Genomic DNA, 17,118 nt, shown 5'->3' with positions numbered 1-17,118 from the left:
GGGTCCTCGAATATCATCGGGGAACGGCCCCGGCGCCATGCGCCGGGGCCTGGTGCGGGCCTTATTGGGTCAGGCCGAAGGTCAGGTTGTAGGGACGCAGGTCCATGTAATAGAGACCGTAGGGCTTCCAGCCGATGTCGGCCCGCATCGCATAGGTCTCGAGCGGGTTGTACAGCATCGTCCCGGGCGCCTCGTCCATCCAGATGTCCAGCGCGTCGCGATAGGCCTGCTGGCGCTCGTCCCAATCGGTCGAGGCGACGATCGTCTGCAACAGGTCGTTGAATTCCTGCGGCGCGTCCCAGCTGCGCGACGCGAGATCGCGGTTGCGCTGTACCCAGCTGTCGATGCCCCATTGCGGCACGAAGCTGCCCAGGGGATCGGGGATGCGGTGAGTGTTCGACCAGGCGCGGATATGCACCGTGCCGTTCGGATCGTTGACCTGGCTCGAGTTCTCGACCGGCTGCAGCGTCACGTTGAGCCCCACGTCCCGCCACATCTGCTGCATGGCCTGCGCGGCCTCGAGGCTCAGCAGGTAATAGTTGAGCGGCAGCTTGTAGACGATCTCCTCGCCGGCGTAATCCGACGCGGCAAGGATCTCGCGTGCCTTCTCGGGATTGTATTCGAAGGCCGGGTAGTCCTCGATGTACATCTCGTAGGACGGCAGCTGGTGGCCGTTCGGGGTATAGTTCTTGCCGCCCCAAAGCGCCTCGCGCAGCAGGTCGCGGTCGATCGCCAGGGACAGGGCCTGCCGGACCTCCTTCAGCGCGGTCGGGCCATCGGTGTAGAAGACCAGCATGTGGGTGTTGTCGAGAACGATCTGCTCGACCTTGAGATCCTCGTAGGATTCGATCGTCGGCACCTGGTCCGGCGGGATGTTCACGGCGATGTCGTATTCCTCTGACACGAGGCCTGCGATCCGGGCCGAAACCTCCGGAACCTCGACGAAGGTGACCGATTTCGCCGTCGGACGGCCGCCGAAATAGTCGTCATGCGCCTCGAGGCGGATGTATTCGCCGTCGACCCATTCGGCCATCTTGAACGGACCGGTACCAACGGGGTTCCGCGCGAAGGCATCCTTGCCTTGCAGCATGTAGGACCGGTTCTCGACGACCCAGAAGGCGTATCCGGCCAGCCGCTGTTCAAGCAGCACGTCGGGCTCCTTGGAAACGACGCGCACGGTGTATTTGTCCACGGGCTCGATATGGCTGATCGTCAGCATGAAGCGGTTCGCGGCACCGATCAGCGGGTCGTGACCATGGCCGCGACCGGCGTTGAAGCTGAAGACGACGTCGTCCGAGGTCAGCTCGGATCCATCGTGGAACTTGACGCCCTCGCGCAGCTTGAGCTCCAGGGTGCGGTCGTCGATGCGGGTCCAGCTTTCGGCAAGGCCGGGCACCAGCTTCGACGCGGTGCCCGAACCATCGGCAAGAAAGTCGCGACGGATCAGGCTGTCGAAGACGGAATAGGTAATCCGAACAGCGACGTTGCCCATTTCCTCGATCCCCTCGAGGGATCCAGGCAACGAATTGACGGCCACGGTAAGGTCGGGCCGGCTGTCCTGCGCATAGGCGGGCAACACCATGCAAAGTGATAGCGCGGTTGCAGCAAGACTATTCTTGAGACGCTGTAACATTGGGATCTCCGGTTGTCGGCGAATACATCCGGACGTACGGGCACGAGACTACATTCGGGTGTCGAGTCCATGAAGCCTGAGCAACGCTTCTGTTACAGATCCATAACGGTCGGCCATCTTGATTAAGGCCGAGCGGAAGAAGCGCCTGATCCAGCCGCACTTCGAGGGGATCGTGGATATGCAGCCCCTCCTCGAAAGGCCAGGACGGTGGTTGCAAATTCCTCGTCTCGCCCCAGGCGCAGTTCGCCTGCGAACGCCATCGGCTTCCTGTGCACAGATTAACGGCCTTTTCCGGCACGCTTCTGGCATCGCCTTGTCGTGCAGGCGACGGTGAACGGATCGGCACGTCAGGCAGTGCTTTTGTTTCTGGTCGCGGTGGGCCACTCTGGCCAGGCGCTAGGGACTGACGGGAGGACAAGGCATGTGGCCCGATCGACGGATCCAGGACCTGTTCGGCATAGAGCTGCCAATCATCCAGGCGCCGATGGCGGGCGCCGGATTATCGGATCTGGCCGTTGCGGTGGCCGAGGCGGGGGGGCTCGGCTCGCTGCCTTGCGCGCTGCTCCGACCGGACCAGTTGCGCACCCAGTTCGGCATCATTCGCCAGCGGACCGCGCGACCGATCAACGTGAATTTCTTCTGCCACCTTCCGGCCACGCCCGATGCCGCGCGCGAGGCGCAGTGGCGGCACAGGCTCGAGCCGTACTACAGGGAGTACGGTCTCGACCCGAACGCCCCGGTTCCCGCGTCGAACCGCGCGCCTTTCGACGAGGAGTTCTGCGCGCTGGTCGAGGAGCTGCGCCCGGAGGTCGTCAGCTTCCATTTCGGCCTGCCGGAGCAGCGCCTGCTGGACCGGGTACGCGCGACGGGCGCCAGGATCCTGTCCTCGGCCACCACCGTCGACGAGGCGCGGTGGCTGGAGGCGGAGGGATGCCACGCAATCATCGCGCAGGGTGCCGAGGCCGGTGGGCACCGCGGCATGTTCCGCACCGAGAACATCGCGACGCAGGTAGGGACGCTTTCGCTCGTGCCACAGATCGTCGACGCGGTGCGCGTGCCGGTCATCGCGGCGGGCGGCATCGCCGACGGGCGCGGGATCGCGGCGGCCTTCATGCTGGGCGCCTCTGCGGTGCAGATCGGGACGGCCTACCTGTTCACGCCGGAGGCCACCATCGCGGAGCCCCATCGCCGCGCCCTTGCTGCCGGCGCCGATCGCGACACGGCAATGACGAACGTCTTCACCGGACGGCCGGCCCGCGGCATCGTCAATCGCATCATGCGCGATGTGGGCCCCATCGCCGCGGACGCGCCGCAGTTCCCGCTGGCGGGCGGCGCTCTCGCACCGCTGCGATCGGCTTCCGAGCCCAGGGGATCAGAGGATTTCATGTCGCTCTGGTCGGGCCAGTCCGCGGGGCTGTGTCGCGCGATGCCGGCAGGCGACCTCACCCGCAACCTTGCCGATCAGGCACTCGAGCTTCTGGTGCGGGGGCCGAACCGCTAGAAGCCCAGAGAGCGCGGCCGGAACAATGCGAACCAGTCTCAGTTGACCGCACGGCGCCGGCTTTCAGGCGATGCTGGAAGAACTGAACTCACCGCGCATCGCCCTGCCAGTTGCGCGGGATGGGGCGCAGCGGGCAGCAGGCATGCTAGCCGACTTATCCTGACAACGGGGGGCCGGAACTGATCTGGCTTATCACCCGAGGCCAATTCATTGAAAGCAACCGTAGCTCCTGCGATCTAGAGCAACGAAGTATCGGGATCAGAAACCTTGCCGCCGCAGTTCCGCCGCGATGCGCGTACGGGAAGCCCCGTCCCGTGTGGGAAAAGCGGCGAAATAATCCGCCGCCGTGGCGTCTGGCTTGAGTTGACGGACCTTCTGGCGCCAGCGGGCAGCCTGAACGTGTCGACCGGCGAGCCCGTTTGCAGCGAGCGCGATCATGGCGATGAGATAGTGTGCGCCGACGGTGGTCGCGGCGCGGTCTGCCCAGCGGGCGGCCCCCTGATCGTCCTCCTGCTGGATCAGCATCTGTGCACGGACGCCGTGAACGCCGTAAAGCAGCGGGTCCAGCGGACTGAGACGCAGCGAGGTATCGAGACCCTCGAAGGTCGCGGACGCATTTCCGGTCAGCATCTCGGTGAAGGCTGCGGCGTAGAAACCCTGCGCATAGTTGGGGTTCAGCGTGGTCGCGCGCGTCAGCCAGTCGGCCGCGACTTCGGGTTCATCGGTCAGCCAGAACGAACGGCCCATGGTGAAATTTGCAAACGGGTCGAGAGCGTCCAGTTCCAGAGCGCGCTCGGCGTGGCATCGTGCATTGCGGGTCGCCACCGCCGGATCAGGGGTCAGGCGCAGGAAAGCGTCGAGGAAGCTGGTGAAAGACAGCCCCGCATGCGCCCGCGCGAATTGCTGATCCGCCTTGACCGCCCGTTCGAAGCAGGCATGCGCAAGCGCGGTGTCGGTCGCCGTGAAGCGGTAGAGATGTCCCAAGCCGATGTGATAGTGCGCCCAGGCATCGAGGTCGGCAGGGTCGTCAAATCGCGCGAGGCGCGCCTCATTGAGTGGAACGTGTGTGTCCAGCGCCGTCACCACATGCGCCACAATTCGCGCCCTCAGGTCGGCGATGTCATCGACAGGGGCGACGAGCCGGTCGGCCCATATGATTTCTCGTGAGCTGGTATCCGCCAGTTCCAGCGTTACGGCGACGCTGCGTCCGGGGCTTTCGATGATTCCGGACAGGACATAGCGCGCCGTAAGCGCCGTCGACACCAGATCGAGATCGGTGGCGACCTGCCGGAGGCGGAAGGATGAGCCGCGCGCGATCACCGCTAGCCATCGCAGCCGCGACAACGCCTCGATGATCTCATGCGGAATCGCGTCTCCCATGATCGCAAGTTCGGGCGCGATGCCCAATGGCTGGAACGGCAACACGGCGATGGAGGGGCGGCCGCCCGGGTGATCGGGCGACGGGTGGGCAACACCCTCGGAAGCCGCATGCCCGGACGGCACGATGTTCGCCTCGGCAACGAAGCGGAACCCCCGACCATGAACAGTGCGGATGACGCTCTGCCGCGCGCCGTCGTCGCCGACCGCCTGACGTACCGAGCGGATCCGGCTGGAAATGCTGGCGTCCGACACATCATGCCCCTGCCAGACGGCGGCCACTATCTCGTCTTTCGTCACCAGGCGATCGCGGTTTCGGACCAGATGGATCAACATGGACAGCACCTGCGGCTCCAGCCGCACCGGTTCGACGCCGCGGCTGAGCTGGAAGCGCTTCGGATCGAGCCGGAAATCTCCGAATGCCCATGTCATGACACAGCATAGGGCAAAAAGATGACCGCTACAGGAAATCTTCAGAGGTCCGTCAAGCTTTCCGGGTCCGGACGGTTCAACATAACCGGAGACGAGAGCGCCGTGCTCTGGATGACAGACCCTATGCGCGCGCGAGCCCTAAGCGACCTTGAGACCATGAATGCGTCTGCGGGAAACGCCACTTTCGACGCAACCAGAATGGAGAAGACCAATGGACGCCATGACGAGACGCACGACGCAGGGACGCGGCAGGCTTTTCGCCAGCGTCCTCGAGACAATCGGAGACACGCCCGCGATCAGGATCAATGCGCTCGCTCCGGCGGGGGTAGACATCTACGTGAAGGTCGAGGCGTTCAACCCGGCCGGGTCGGTCAAGGACCGCCTCGCGCTCAGCATCATCGAGGAGGCCGAGCAGGACGGAAGCCTGAGTCCGGGCCAGACGGTGGTAGAGGCGACGTCGGGCAATACCGGCATCGGGCTGGCCATGGTTTGCGCGGCGAAGGGCTATCCGCTGGTGGTGACGATGGCCGACAGCTTTTCGGTCGAGCGCCGCAAGCTGATGCGGATGATGGGCGCCAAGGTGGTGCTCACGCCGCGCGATCAAAAGGGCCTTGGCATGTATCGCAAGGCGGTGGAACTGGCCGAGGCGAATGGCTGGTTCCTGGCGCGCCAGTTCGAGACCGAGGCCAACGCCCGGATTCACGAGAATACGACAGCGCGCGAGATCCTCGCCGATTTCGCCGGCAAACGGCTGGATTACTGGGTCACCGGCTACGGCACGGGCGGCACGGTGACGGGCGTGGGCCGGGTTCTGCGCCGGGAGCGGCCGGAGACGAAGATCGTCCTGTCGGAACCGGCCAATGCGCAGCTTCTGGGCAGTGGCCATGTGCAGGCCCGCAATTCAGATCACTCGCCCGCCGAAAGCCACCCCGCCTTCGAACCGCACCCGATTCAGGGCTGGACCCCTGATTTCATTCCCCATGTGCTGCAGGAGGCGGTCGACGACCGGCTCTATGACGAGTTGATGCCTGTCGCCGGCGCCGACGGCATCGCGTGCGCCCAGAAACTTGCGCAACGGGAGGGCATCCTCACAGGCGTCTCGGGCGGATCGACCTTCGCTGTCGCCATGAAAATCGCCGAACGGGCCGAGCCCGGGACCGTGATCCTCTGCATGCTGCCCGACACGGGCGAGCGGTATATGTCGACGCCGCTGTTCGCGTCGATCCCCGAGGACATGACCGAGGAGGAAACCGCGCTGTCGCGGTCCACGCCTGGATACCAACTGGCCCCGGAGTGAAACAGCAATCGATCACATCGCAAAAAGGAGTATCGACAATGTGTAAGACAAGTCAGTTTGCCATGACCGGCGCACTCTTGGGCGCCATCGTCGCTCTTGGAACTTCAGCAGCCAATGCCGACACCGCCGCCGAAAAGATCGCGCGAGCGGAGACGGCAGCGCCAACCAATATTACCGAAGAAGCGACGTTCCTCGACCTCGACGGGACGGTCCTGCGGGAAGGGACGAATGGATGGGTCTGTTTCCCCGGGGTCCCCCTGATCCCCGACGACACCAACCCCATGTGCAACGACGCCGTCTGGATGAAGTGGATGAAAGCCATGTCGTCCGGCGGAGAATTTTCGACCGACGTTATCGGGGTTTCCTACATGCTGGCCGGCGATGCGATGGTCAATAACGACGATCCGATGGCGACGGATCAGAACGATGGCGGCATGTGGATCGAGGAAGGTCCTCACCTCATGCTGCTTTTCCCGACCAAGGAGATGGTGGCAAACCTGCCGCACGATCCCTATGCGGGCGGCCCTTATGTCATGTGGGGCGACACGCCGCTCTGGCATGTAATGGCGCCGATCGAGGCACAAGACCCGGCGCAGTGATCTGCGGCGGCGCCGCCGCCTAGTCCGATCGGGGGGAAAGGACCGCTCGCTCTCGGGCCGGTCAGGCAACGCGAATGCGGCTTGAGGCCGCGTCCTGCTTGCAGTTCCTGATGACAAACCTCCCATTTCGGAAACGCGAACCATGACCGCGAATATAGAGAAAGCAGAGGCCGTCCGGACCGAGACCCTCGACCCGGCGGATTGGGAGGGGGTGCGCGCTGCCGCCCATCGCATTGTCGACAACGCCATCGATTATACCCGAGACGTTCGCGAACGCCCACTCTGGCAGGACATGCCGCCGGAAGTGCGCGCACGGTTCCGCAGTCCGGTGCCGCAAGAGGGACGACCGCTGGGACAGGTCTATGACGATCTCGTCACCAACATGCTGCCCTACCCTATGGGCAACATCCATCCGCGGTTCTGGATGTGGTACATGGGGACGAGCAATTTCACCGGGGCGTTGGGCGACTTTCTGGCCGCCGTTCTTGGCTCGAACCTCGGCGGCGGCGACCATGCCGCTGCCGAAATCGACAAGCAGGTCGTCAACTGGCTGAAAGAGATGATGGGCTATCCCGCGTCGGCCAGCGGCACGCTGGTCTCGGGCGGATCCATGGCCAACCTGATCGCGCTGATTGTGGCGCGCAACCGGATGTCCGGCATCGACCTGCGCGACCTGGGGGTCGGCGCCCTGAAGGCACCTCTGCGGTTCTACGGTTCGGACCAGATCCATTCGTGCCACCAGATCGCGGTGGAGGCGATGGGGCTGGGCAACCGGGCGCTGTGCCGGGTTGCATCGAACGCGGCCTGCCGGATGGACGTGGCCGCCCTGCGCGCGGCGATCGCCCGCGACAAGGCTGAAGATTTGCAGCCCGCCTGCGTGATCGCAACCGCCGGCACGGTGAACACCGGCGCCATCGACGATCTGGAGGCGATCGCGGATGTGTGCGCCGCCGAGGGTCTGTGGTTTCACGTGGACGGCTGCATCGGTGCGCTGCTGGCGATAGCGCCAGAAGGCGGTGCGCTGGTGCGCGGGATCGCGCGCGCCGATTCCATCGCGCTCGACCCGCACAAATGGCTGCATGCTCCCTTCGAGGTGGGGTGCGCCCTGGTCCGGGATGCGGAGTCGCATTTCGGCAGCTTTACCCTGACGCCGGAATATCTGAAGACCGCGCCGCGCGGCATTGCCTCGGGTGAGTGGCTGCACGATTTCGGTCTGCAGACCTCGCGCGGGTTCCGCGCGCTCAAGGTCTGGATGGCGATCGAGGAGCATGGCGTCGCCAAGTTCGGCCGACTGATCGATCAGGACCTCGCCCATGCCCGCTATCTGGCCGAGCGGATTTCGGCGACCCCTGATCTCCACATCTGTTTTCCGACTGCCATCAATATCGTCTGCTTTCGATACGACCCGGGCGGGCTGCCGGAGCCGGTGCTCAAGGCATTGAATACGGAGATCATGGTGAAGATGCAGGAGACCGGCGTCGCCGCCGTGTCGGACACGACGGTGCACGGCCGACATTGTCTGCGCGCGGCCATCAACAACCATCGAACGACTCGCGCCGATCTGGATATCCTGATCGACGAGGTTGCAAGACTGGGGGCGACGCTGACTGGCCAGATCGTTCTTGACTGCCCCTGAATTTCAACCGAACGCGCCGTGGATATCATGAACGGCGATGTCTCACGCTGTGAGAAGGCCCTGGGGTGAAGAAACGAATAAATCCGGCTTCTATCAGAAAAAGATGTCAGGCTGATCTACAATCGCCGCATGCTGCGGTCATCGGAAAATTAATGCCTGCGGATTGTTACACAATCGTGTCTGGTCCCGCATGACAGCATAGTCACCCATCATCTCGACTATCACCGATCCATCTGGCAACAGCGCCAATTCATCCGCTGCCCGTGCCTGAAACTCCCAACTGTATTCCACGACGGGAACGCATGCCACTACGCCAACAATGTCAGAAACCCCCGTCGCGCAGGCGTGACGACCGTGCGCAGGGGCGGCTGGTGAACGATTTTCCCCGCGACGAGAACGTGCATGATCCTCGATCCCCAGGAAGGCGAGAGCATCTATGACCCCGCCTGCGGCACGGGTGGCATGCTGCTCGGGGCTATCGAGCATGTGATGCGCAAGGGCGGCGATCCGCGCACCTTCTACGGCAAGATCTACGGCCAGGAGAAGAACCTGACCACGGCCGCGATCGCGCGGATGAACCTTGTCCTGCACGGGATCGAGGACTTCCAGGTGGCCCGTGAGGACACCTTGCGGAACCCGGCCTTCACGGATTCCAGCACCGGCGGTCTTGCCACCTTCGACTGCGTGATCGCGAACCCGCCATTCTCGCTCAAGGAATGGGGGCGTGACCTGTGGGAGGCCGACCCCTGGAGCCGCGCCCGGTACGGCATCCCGCCCGAAAGCTACGGCGACTATGCCTTTGTCCAGCACATGATCGCATCCATGGCGCCCACCGGGAACAGCCGCATGGCCGTCGTCCTGCCGCAGGGCGCGCTGTTTCGGAAGTCGGCCGAAGGCTCGATCCGGCAGGCCCTGCTGGAAAAGGACATGGTCGAGGCGGTCATCGGCCTTGCGCCGAACCTGTTTTACGGGACGCAGCTGGCTGGGTGTGTCGTCATCCTGCGCCGCAAGAAGCCCGAGGCCCGCAAGAACAAGGTCCTGATCATCGGCGCCTCGAGCCTGTTCCGCAAAGGCCGGGCGCAGAACTTCCTCGATCAGGAGCACAGCAACCAGATCGTCGACTGGTACCGCGCCTTCGAGGATGTCGAGGATCGCGCCAAGGTGGCGACGCTGGACGAGATCAAGAAGGAAGGCTGGACCCTGAACATCTCGCGCTACGTCCTGCCGCCCATTGGCCAGGACATCCCGCCGCTGCCCGAAGCCGTCGAGGCGTTTAAGACAGCGCTGGCCGACGCTCGCGCTGCCGAAGATCACCTGCGCAAGGTGCTGGTCGAAGGGGGGTGGCTGCAATGAGCGAGCTGACCCAACGCGAACTCGAAAGTTATCTCTGGGGCGCGGCAACCCTGCTGCGCGGTCTCATCGATGCCAGCGACTACAAGCAGTACATCTTCCCGCTGCTGTTCTTCAAACGCCTGTCCGGCGTCTGGGACGGAGATTACCAGCAAGCACTCCATGAAACCGGGGACGAAGGCTACGCGACCGCCACCGCCAACGACCGCTTCGTCATTCCCGAAACCGCTGCCTCAGGGCACGTGCGCCGCAGTCCACTTGGCGACCTAGGACCGCGATGCGACTGAACGACCGCTTCCAGCCCATCCTGCAGAATTTTGGCGCGTGCCGCACGGTAGCAACTGGCAAACTGCGCGAGACATACGGACCGGCGAACGTTCGATTTCTGTTCCATTTCGCCGAACGCGACTCCAGTCGAGGTGTTTAGGCTGGCCTACGGAAAAATCCATTACTTACAATGCATTGCGAGAAATTCACTAAATCGGCGCAGTCATCAGGTCCGGAGAAAAACCGGCCGAGAGAACGGATTTTGGAGCAAATGCCGATAAGGCGGTGTTCAGCCCACACCGGAAATCCCTTTGAAAACACGGAAAAATCCGGCCACAGCCGGATCGGGAGAACGGTTTCTCAGGGGCGAGTGGCGGAGAGAGAGGGATTCGAACCCTCGATACGGTCTCCCGTATACACACTTTCCAGGCGTGCGCCTTCGACCACTCGGCCACCTCTCCGTCGGGGACTTGCTACACGAAGGCGGGGGCGCGATGCAAGGGGGGTCGGGCGGGTCAGGCGGCGCCGAGGTGGAGCGAGATGCGGCGGTTCTGGCGGCCTTTTTTCTCTATCTTTCCCAAGGAGATAGGGCCGATCTCGGCGGTGGAGCGGACATGGGTGCCGCCGCAGGGCTGGAGATCCACGGGGGCATCCACGCTGCCGATGCGCACGAGGCGCACGCGGCCGCTGCCCATGGGGGGCTTGACGGACATCGTCTTGACCAACCCCGGGTTCGCCTCGAGCTCGGCATCCGTGATCCAGTCCTCGGCCACGGGGTAGTCCTGCAATATCAACGCGTTGAGCCGCGCCTCGATGGCGTCGCGATCCTCGGGGGCGTCGGGCATGTCGAAGTCTAGACGGCCCTTTTCCGGGGTGATCTGACCCCCCGTGACGGGCAGCGGCACCACCACCGACAGGAGGTGCAGCGCAGTGTGAATCCGCATCATCCGGTGGCGGTTTTCCCAGTCGATGACCTGCCGCACGGTGGTGCCAGAAAGTGGCAGCTTTGCGTATGGCAAAGGTATGGCAACTATGGCCTCGCCATCCTTGCGCGTCGTCTCGATCGGGGTCTCGCCGCCGTCCCAGAAAAGCGTGCCGCTGTCGCCCTGCTGGCCGCCGCCGGTGGGGTAGAAGAGGCTTGCGTCCAGCACGATCCCCTCGGGCGAAGCCGACAGCACGGTCGCCTCGGCCTCGCGCCGGTAGGGATCGGCGCGGAAAAGCGGCATCGTCGCACTCATGGCTCAGCCCTCGGCCACGTCGGGCAGGTCGCGCGCGTCGCGCGACAGGAAGCGCGGCAACGGCAGGCCCTTTTCGGTCAGGAAGGCGCGGTTGTAGAGCTTGGCCTGGTAGCGGGTGCCGTAGTCGCACAGGATGGTCACGATGGTATGGCCCGGCCCCATGTCGCGGGCCATGCGCACGGCGCCGGCGATGTTCACGCCGGAAGAGCCGCCGAGGCAGAGCCCCTCGTCGGCGAGCAGGTCGTAGATATGGGTCAGCGCCTCGTCGTCGGGGATCTGGTAGGGCGCGTCCACCGCCAGCCCCTCGAGATTGGCGGTGATGCGACCCTGGCCGATCCCCTCGGTCAGGGAACTCCCCTCGGACTTCAGCTCGCCATGGGCGTAGTAGTGATAGAGCGCAGAGCCCATCGGGTCGGCAAGGCCGATGCGGATGCCGGGCTTTCGCGCGCGCAGGGCCTGCGCCACGCCCGCCAGCGTGCCGCCCGAGCCCACGGCGCAGACGAAGCCGTCCACGGCGCCGCCGGTCTGGTCCCAGATCTCGGGGCCGGTGGTGGCGACATGGGCGTCGCGATTGGCGGTGTTGTCGAACTGGTTGGCCCAGATCGCGCCCCTGGGGTCGGCCGCGGCGATGGCCTTTGCCAGCCGGCCGGAATAGCGGACATAGTTGTTGGGATCGCGGTAGGGCACGGCCGGCACTTCCACCAGCTGGGCGCCGGCGATGCGGATCATGTCCTTCTTTTCCTGGCTCTGGGTTTCGGGGATCACGATGACCGAGCGAAAGCCGAGCGAGGCGCCGACCAGCGCAAGGCCGATGCCGGTATTGCCGGCCGTCCCCTCGACGATGGTGCCGCCGGGCTTGAGCGAGCCGTCTTCCATGGCGGCGCGGATGATGCCCAGGGCCGCGCGGTCCTTGACCGACTGGCCGGGGTTCATGAACTCCGCCTTGCCGAGGATCTCGCAGCCGGTCTCGTCCGAGACCTTGTTGAGCCGGATCAGGGGCGTGTTGCCGATGGCTGAGGCAAGATCGGGGGTGACGGGCATCGCAGCGCTCCGGCGTCTGTTTGAACCTGTTCCTTCCTAGTCCGCGCAGGCGCCGCCTGCAACCGCGCCGGTCCAGCGCGGCCCAAGCGTGGGGCGCAGACGTTCGAGCCCCATCAGCGACAGAAGAAGCGGCGCGTTGCGCGCCTCGCCCGAGGCGATGGCCTGCATCGCCTCTTCGCGGGGCAGGATCAGGGTGCGGATATCCTCGTGCTCGCCATCGAGACCGTGGAGGCCGGCGGCATGGCTACCCAGATCCGCCTCGGCCACGAAGCTGGTGAGATACTCGCTGACCGCGCCGGGAGAGGCGTAGTAGCCGGCGATGCGCTCGATCCGGCCCAGCGTGAGGCCGGCTTCTTCCATCGCCTCGCGGCGGGCGGTTTCCTCGGGGGTCTCGCGGGTGTCGATCAGGCCCGCGATCACCTCGATGTTCCAGGGGTTCGGATCGCCCCGCCCGAGAAGCCCCGCCCGGACCTGTTCGATCAGCAGGACCAGGTCGCGCTTCGGGTCCCAGGGCAGCACGGTGACGGCATCGCCGGTGACAAAGACCTCGCGCCGGACCGACTCGCTGTGGCCGCCCGCATGGAGGCGGTGGCGGAAGTGATGTTCCTCGAGGGCGAAGAAGCCGGTGGACAGGCGGGCGACGCGGTGATCGGCGATGGCGCCCGGCCCGAAATCGCTGCGCAGGTGGCGCGGCCCCTGCCCTTCGGCGGTGGCGTTAACGCGCGCGATGGCGCGGCGCAGCATGCCGCCCGGCATTCCCGCGCCGAGCACCGCCTCGCGCGACATGGCGAGCATCAGCGGCTTGTCGTCCCGTTGCCAGTCCTCGAGCAGCCAGGGCTGCCCGGTGTCTGCCACGGTTCCGGCGGGCTCGAAGACCAGCGCCTCGACAGGGCCATCATGGGTGACGACCCGCATGGGCACGAGAGAAAAGGCGAACGCGCCTTCGAAGACGTCGAGCGCGTCCCGGATTTCGTCATCCATCGGCGCGAGCAGCAGCCCCTCGGCCCGCGCGCCCTTGCGCGGCCTGAGCGCCGGGAACGGCCCGCCCGCCGCGCGAAGGGCGATGTGGTCGGGCAGATGGGCGGAAACCGGCGCCAGGCGGCAGGTCAGGGGGCCGAGGGCCAGGGCCAGGACGTCGGGGTCGCGCAGGGTGCCGTAGACGAATATCGGGGTGCTCAACAGTTGCTCCTGCCACGCTTGATAATCCACGCGCCGACATTACCCTTCGCATCACGATAAAGGGGGCTGCACGGTGATCCGGCCAGGCGGATCGCGCGTATCAGGTGCACAAGTCACAGGACGAAGGCAAGTCATGCTGGTGGGACATCCGACGAAAGAGCATCTCGCATCCTATGCGAGCGGCGCGCTGAGCGAGGGCATGAGCCTGCTTGTCGCGTCCCACCTGACCTATTGCCCGGCCTGCCGGAAGCAGGTGGACCGGTTCGAGGCGCTGGGTGCCGCGGTGATGATGGACCAGGAGGCCGCGCAGGGGATCAAGGCGCCCTCGCTCGACGCGGCGCTGGCCGCGATCGAGGCGGGTGTGCCCGAGCCGCGGCTGCCCGCCGATCCCGGCACGCCGCTGCCGATGCCGGTGCGGCGCGCGCTGGGGACAAGGCTGGGCGACCTGAACTGGAAGTTCCGCATTCCCGGCCTGTCCGAATTCGAGCTTGACGGCTACGAGGGCGAGCATGTGAGCCTGCTGCGGGTCAAGCCCGGCACGGGGATCTGGCATCATACCCATGAGGGCGAGGAAGCCACGCTGATCCTGTCGGGCGAGATGGAGGATCACGGCAAGCGGTTCCGCCGCGGCGACGTGGCGATCGCGGACCACAACGACGAGCACAACCCCCGGGTCGTGGGCGACGAGGTCTGTTATTGCCTGGTGGTGATGACCGGCGGCCTGCGCTTTACCGGGCCGGTGGGCCGTGCGCTGAACCTGTTCACGAGGTAGGCCATGCATATCGGAAGACGGCAGATCCTGGGCAGCGCGGGCGCCGCGGCCATGGTGCTGGCGGCACCGTTGCCGCTGCGCGCCTCGACCGGGCCGCGGGTATTCGAGCTGTACCGCGGATCCTCGCAGATCGGGCGGCAGGTGCTGGACGTGACCCGCGACGGGTCGCGGCTGGACGTGGCGGTGGATATCGACATCGCGGTGCGCATCCTGGGCCTGCCGGCCTATCGCTACACGCTGTCCTCGCGGGAGGTGTGGGTCGACGGGCGGCTCCAGGCGCTTGAGGGACGCACCGACGACGATGGCGAGGCGCATCGGGTCAGCGTGACGCGCCAGGGCGGCGTGCTGATGGTGGATGGCAGCGGCTACAGCGGCCCGGTCGAGGGAGAGCCCGCGACGACGACCTACTGGGCGAAGAGCTTTCTCAAGCGCGACGAGTGGATTTCAACCCAGGACGGCAAGCCGCTCGACATCTCGGCGCAGCCCGCGGGGCGGACGGAAGTGCCGGTGCCGGGTGGCGCGACCGAGGCCGAAAGCTGGGCCGTGCGCGGCGATATCGGGGTGCTGGACCTGTTCTACGATGCGCAGGGCGAATGGGTCGGCAACCGTTTCGAGGCGCGGGGCGAACAGGCCCGCTTCGTGCTGGCCGAGCGTGGGCGCGACCTGGCCGGGCTGCTTTAGGGCGTGGGTGTGTTCTCGAAGGTGATGCGCCCCGCCGATGGCGCGGCGTGGATCACGGGCGCGTCGGGCGGGATCGGCCGTGCGGTGGCCCTGCGGCTGGCGGCCGAGGGCTGGACGGTCTATGCGACCGCCCGCTCGGCCGAAAAGCTGGAACTGCTGGCGGCGGAAGCGACCGGGCCGGGGCGGATCGTGCCGATGCCGGGCGATGTGGCGGATGCCGCGCGCATGGCCGCCTGCGTGGCCGGGATCACGGCCGAAGGGCCGCTGGCGCTGGCGATCCTGAACGCGGGCATCTACACGCCGATGCGGGCGCAGAATTTCCGCGCGGACACGGCGGCGCAGATGCTGGACGTGAACCTGAAGGGCGTGACCAACGCGCTTGAGCCGCTTCTCGAGCACATGATCGCGCGGGGCGACGGGCACCTGGCGATCACGGCGTCGGTCGCGGGCTACCGGGGTCTGCCCGATGCAGCGGTCTATTCCGCGACCAAGGCCGGGCTGATCGCCATGTGCGAGGCGCTGGCGATGGACCTGGTGGGGCTGGGCGTTCGGATCACCGTCATCAACCCGGGCTTCGTCGCGACCGAGGCGACGTCGGTGAACGAGTTCGACATGCCGTTCCTGATGCAGCCCGACGAGGCCGCGACGCGGATCGTCGAGGGGCTGAAGAAGCCCGGCTTCGAGCTGGCCTTTCCGCGGCGTTTCGCGCTGATCCTGAAGACCATCGGGCTGCTGCCCAACCGCGCCTATATCTGGGTCGTGCGCAAGGCGCTGGGCTGGGACAAGCTGTAGGTCAGGCGCGGGTCTCGATCCGCTGCCTCAGCGCCGCCTGCGCCGCCTCGTCCATCGGGAAGCGCCACATCATCGCCACCGCGATCGCCTTGAGCGCGATCGGCGCCGCCGCATAGAGCAGCGCCAGCGACAGGAGCGCGGTCCCCGTGTTCGCGGCATTCGCCTCGAAGCCCGCGAATTCGAGCAGGATCAGCGCAAGCCCGCCCGAGAGCGCCAGCGCGAACTTGGTCGCGAGCGACCACAGCGCGAAGAAGGCGCCCGTGCGCTGGCGGCCCGAGCGCGCGGTATCCAGATCCACAAGATCCGCCTGCATGGCCGAGGGCAGCGCCAGGTCCGCGCCCAGCGCGGCACCCGACAGGACGCAGATCACGGCAAAGGCGGCGATGTCCCCCTCGCCCAGCGTCAGCGCCACCGAGAAGATGATCCCGGCATAGATCATCGCCAGGCACCAGAGCCGGTGCTTGCTGATCCGGCGCAGGGCAAAGGTCCAGAACGGCGCGGCGGCGACCGCGGCGCCGAAATAGAGCACGAGCAGCAGCCCGCCCTGCCCCGGCGCGCCGAGGCGGTATTCCACGAAGAACAGGAACAGCGTGGCGGGCAGCGCGTTGGCCGCGCCGTTGATGAAATAGGCGCCGAGCAGCCGCAGGAAGAGTGGTTCTGCCCGGATCACGCGGATCAGGTCGCGCAGGTCGGTGGCGCGCTCACGGCTCCAGTCGCGGGGCTCGGGGACGACGCGCAGGCACCAGATGACGCTTGCGGGCAGCATCAGCACGATTGCGGCGGCGACCAGCGTCATGCCCGCCGCCGCGGTGCCGCCTGCGGTGTAGAGGATGGCCGCCAGGATGGTGCCCACAAGGCCGATGGAATCGCGCCAGATGGCGACCCGGCCGCGTTCGGCATAATCGCCGGTGATTTCCGCCCCCCAGGCGAAATAGGGGGTCAGCATCACCGTCCAGCCCAGCGTCAGCAGGAAGAGAAAGGTCACGAACCAGGTCCGGTTCACGTCCACGGGCGGCACGAACAGGCACCAGACCGACACCATCACGATCGGGCAGCCGATGGCCAGCCAGATCCGGCGGCGGCCCCATCGGGTGCGCAACCCGTCTGACAGAAGGCCCATCGCCGGATCGCTGACCGCATCGAAGAGCCGCACGGCGATGAAGGCCGCGCCGATGAAGCCGAGCGAGAAGCCGAAATCCGAGGCGTAGTATTCCGCGAGGAAAACATAGACCGGGAAATACATCGCCGCGAGCGGCAGCGAGGGCGCGGCATAGGCCGCGAGCAGCGACCGGGGCAGCCGCATCAGGCGGCCCCCGCCCGGCA

General features: G+C 66.0%; 15 protein-coding genes and 1 tRNA gene. 9 read left to right on the top strand and 7 right to left on the bottom strand.

Features of this window, described 5'->3' with window-relative positions:
* Positions 1-61: 61 nt before the first annotated feature.
* Positions 62-1,582, bottom strand: a complete 1,521-nt coding sequence (locus HMH01_RS06400; protein WP_246237287.1) for an ABC transporter substrate-binding protein — start codon at positions 1,580-1,582, stop codon at positions 62-64.
* 472 nt (positions 1,583-2,054) lie between these two features.
* On the opposite strand from HMH01_RS06400, the gene HMH01_RS06395 reads away from it, so the two are divergent.
* Entirely contained in the window at positions 2,055-3,134 is a 1,080-nt protein-coding gene (locus HMH01_RS06395; RefSeq protein ID WP_171323511.1) for an NAD(P)H-dependent flavin oxidoreductase, read from the top strand.
* 258 nt (positions 3,135-3,392) lie between these two features.
* Here HMH01_RS06395 and HMH01_RS06390 read toward each other — a convergent pair whose 3' ends face one another.
* On the bottom strand, positions 3,393-4,943 hold the full coding sequence (locus HMH01_RS06390; protein ID WP_171323509.1) for a winged helix-turn-helix domain-containing tetratricopeptide repeat protein: 1,551 nt from the start codon (positions 4,941-4,943) through the stop codon (positions 3,393-3,395).
* A gap of 211 nt (positions 4,944-5,154) precedes the next feature.
* Here HMH01_RS06390 and cysK point away from each other — a divergent pair, with 211 nt between their 5' ends.
* The 5 genes from cysK to HMH01_RS06365 all read left to right on the top strand — a co-directional run bounded on the left by cysK (position 5,155) and on the right by HMH01_RS06365 (position 10,112).
* Positions 5,155-6,240, top strand: a complete 1,086-nt coding sequence (cysK, locus tag HMH01_RS06385; protein ID WP_171323507.1) for a cysteine synthase A — start codon at positions 5,155-5,157, stop codon at positions 6,238-6,240.
* A 62-nt stretch (positions 6,241-6,302) separates the two neighbouring features.
* Positions 6,303-6,839 carry a hypothetical protein gene (locus HMH01_RS06380; RefSeq protein WP_246237286.1) on the top strand — a complete coding sequence of 179 codons (537 nt, stop codon included), beginning with the start codon at positions 6,303-6,305 and terminating at the stop codon, positions 6,837-6,839.
* 142 nt (positions 6,840-6,981) lie between these two features.
* The gene (locus HMH01_RS06375; protein WP_171323505.1) at positions 6,982-8,475 is read left to right on the top strand and encodes a pyridoxal phosphate-dependent decarboxylase family protein; all 1,494 of its coding nucleotides are present in this window, start codon (positions 6,982-6,984) and stop codon (positions 8,473-8,475) included.
* Positions 8,476-8,877: 402 nt separating this feature from the next.
* On the top strand, positions 8,878-9,828 hold the full coding sequence (locus tag HMH01_RS06370; RefSeq protein WP_216366767.1) for an N-6 DNA methylase: 951 nt from the start codon (positions 8,878-8,880) through the stop codon (positions 9,826-9,828).
* Positions 9,825-10,112 carry a type I restriction-modification system subunit M N-terminal domain-containing protein gene (locus HMH01_RS06365; RefSeq protein WP_216366766.1) on the top strand — a complete coding sequence of 96 codons (288 nt, stop codon included), beginning with the start codon at positions 9,825-9,827 and terminating at the stop codon, positions 10,110-10,112. Before HMH01_RS06370 ends, HMH01_RS06365 begins: the two co-directional genes overlap by 4 nt.
* Before the next feature lie 351 nt (positions 10,113-10,463).
* On the opposite strand, the gene HMH01_RS06360 is transcribed toward HMH01_RS06365, so the two are convergent.
* From HMH01_RS06360 to HMH01_RS06345, 4 genes are all read right to left on the bottom strand, one after another.
* Positions 10,464-10,553, bottom strand: a tRNA-Ser gene (locus HMH01_RS06360).
* Positions 10,554-10,607: 54 nt separating this feature from the next.
* A complete protein-coding gene (locus HMH01_RS06355) occupies positions 10,608-11,330 on the bottom strand; it encodes an alanyl-tRNA editing protein (RefSeq protein WP_171323504.1) in 723 nt (240 codons plus the stop codon).
* A 3-nt stretch (positions 11,331-11,333) separates the two neighbouring features.
* The gene (locus HMH01_RS06350) at positions 11,334-12,371 is read right to left on the bottom strand and encodes a cysteine synthase A (protein ID WP_171323503.1); all 1,038 of its coding nucleotides are present in this window, start codon (positions 12,369-12,371) and stop codon (positions 11,334-11,336) included.
* A gap of 36 nt (positions 12,372-12,407) precedes the next feature.
* A complete protein-coding gene (locus HMH01_RS06345; RefSeq protein WP_171323502.1) occupies positions 12,408-13,550 on the bottom strand; it encodes an NUDIX domain-containing protein in 1,143 nt (380 codons plus the stop codon).
* A gap of 133 nt (positions 13,551-13,683) precedes the next feature.
* On the opposite strand from HMH01_RS06345, the gene HMH01_RS06340 reads away from it, so the two are divergent.
* The 3 genes from HMH01_RS06340 to HMH01_RS06330 are packed head-to-tail and all read left to right on the top strand — an operon-like array spanning position 13,684 to position 15,795.
* Positions 13,684-14,322 (top strand): ChrR family anti-sigma-E factor, encoded by a 639-nt coding sequence (locus tag HMH01_RS06340; RefSeq protein WP_171323501.1) that lies wholly within the window; start codon positions 13,684-13,686, stop codon positions 14,320-14,322.
* A 3-nt stretch (positions 14,323-14,325) separates the two neighbouring features.
* Positions 14,326-15,003, top strand: a complete 678-nt coding sequence (locus tag HMH01_RS06335) for a DUF6134 family protein (protein ID WP_171323500.1) — start codon at positions 14,326-14,328, stop codon at positions 15,001-15,003.
* Between the two features lie 3 nt (positions 15,004-15,006).
* Entirely contained in the window at positions 15,007-15,795 is a 789-nt protein-coding gene (locus HMH01_RS06330; protein ID WP_343035156.1) for an SDR family NAD(P)-dependent oxidoreductase, read from the top strand.
* A 1-nt stretch (position 15,796) separates the two neighbouring features.
* Here HMH01_RS06330 and HMH01_RS06325 read toward each other — a convergent pair whose 3' ends face one another.
* Positions 15,797-17,098 carry an MFS transporter gene (locus tag HMH01_RS06325; protein ID WP_171323498.1) on the bottom strand — a complete coding sequence of 434 codons (1,302 nt, stop codon included), beginning with the start codon at positions 17,096-17,098 and terminating at the stop codon, positions 15,797-15,799.
* Between the last annotated feature and the right edge of the window lie 20 nt (positions 17,099-17,118).

Origin of the sequence: Halovulum dunhuangense, from assembly GCF_013093415.1 — a bacterium.
Lineage (GTDB): Bacteria > Pseudomonadota > Alphaproteobacteria > Rhodobacterales > Rhodobacteraceae > Halovulum > Halovulum dunhuangense.
This window is presented reverse-complemented; position numbering and strand designations above follow the sequence as displayed.

Coding starts and splice junctions, on each gene's coding strand:
- HMH01_RS06400 (WP_246237287.1), bottom strand. CDS start 1,582: ATGGTGTTGCCCGCCTATGCGCAGGACAGCCGGCCCGACCTTACCGTG.
- HMH01_RS06395 (WP_171323511.1), top strand. CDS start 2,055: ATGTGGCCCGATCGACGGATCCAGGACCTGTTCGGCATAGAGCTGCCA.
- HMH01_RS06390 (WP_171323509.1), bottom strand. CDS start 4,943: ATGACATGGGCATTCGGAGATTTCCGGCTCGATCCGAAGCGCTTCCAG.
- cysK (WP_171323507.1), top strand. CDS start 5,155: ATGGACGCCATGACGAGACGCACGACGCAGGGACGCGGCAGGCTTTTC.
- HMH01_RS06380 (WP_246237286.1), top strand. CDS start 6,303: ATGACCGGCGCACTCTTGGGCGCCATCGTCGCTCTTGGAACTTCAGCA.
- HMH01_RS06375 (WP_171323505.1), top strand. CDS start 6,982: ATGACCGCGAATATAGAGAAAGCAGAGGCCGTCCGGACCGAGACCCTC.
- HMH01_RS06370 (WP_216366767.1), top strand. CDS start 8,878: ATGATCCTCGATCCCCAGGAAGGCGAGAGCATCTATGACCCCGCCTGC.
- HMH01_RS06365 (WP_216366766.1), top strand. CDS start 9,825: ATGAGCGAGCTGACCCAACGCGAACTCGAAAGTTATCTCTGGGGCGCG.
- HMH01_RS06355 (WP_171323504.1), bottom strand. CDS start 11,330: ATGAGTGCGACGATGCCGCTTTTCCGCGCCGATCCCTACCGGCGCGAG.
- HMH01_RS06350 (WP_171323503.1), bottom strand. CDS start 12,371: ATGCCCGTCACCCCCGATCTTGCCTCAGCCATCGGCAACACGCCCCTG.
- HMH01_RS06340 (WP_171323501.1), top strand. CDS start 13,684: ATGCTGGTGGGACATCCGACGAAAGAGCATCTCGCATCCTATGCGAGC.
- HMH01_RS06335 (WP_171323500.1), top strand. CDS start 14,326: ATGCATATCGGAAGACGGCAGATCCTGGGCAGCGCGGGCGCCGCGGCC.
- HMH01_RS06325 (WP_171323498.1), bottom strand. CDS start 17,098: ATGCGGCTGCCCCGGTCGCTGCTCGCGGCCTATGCCGCGCCCTCGCTG.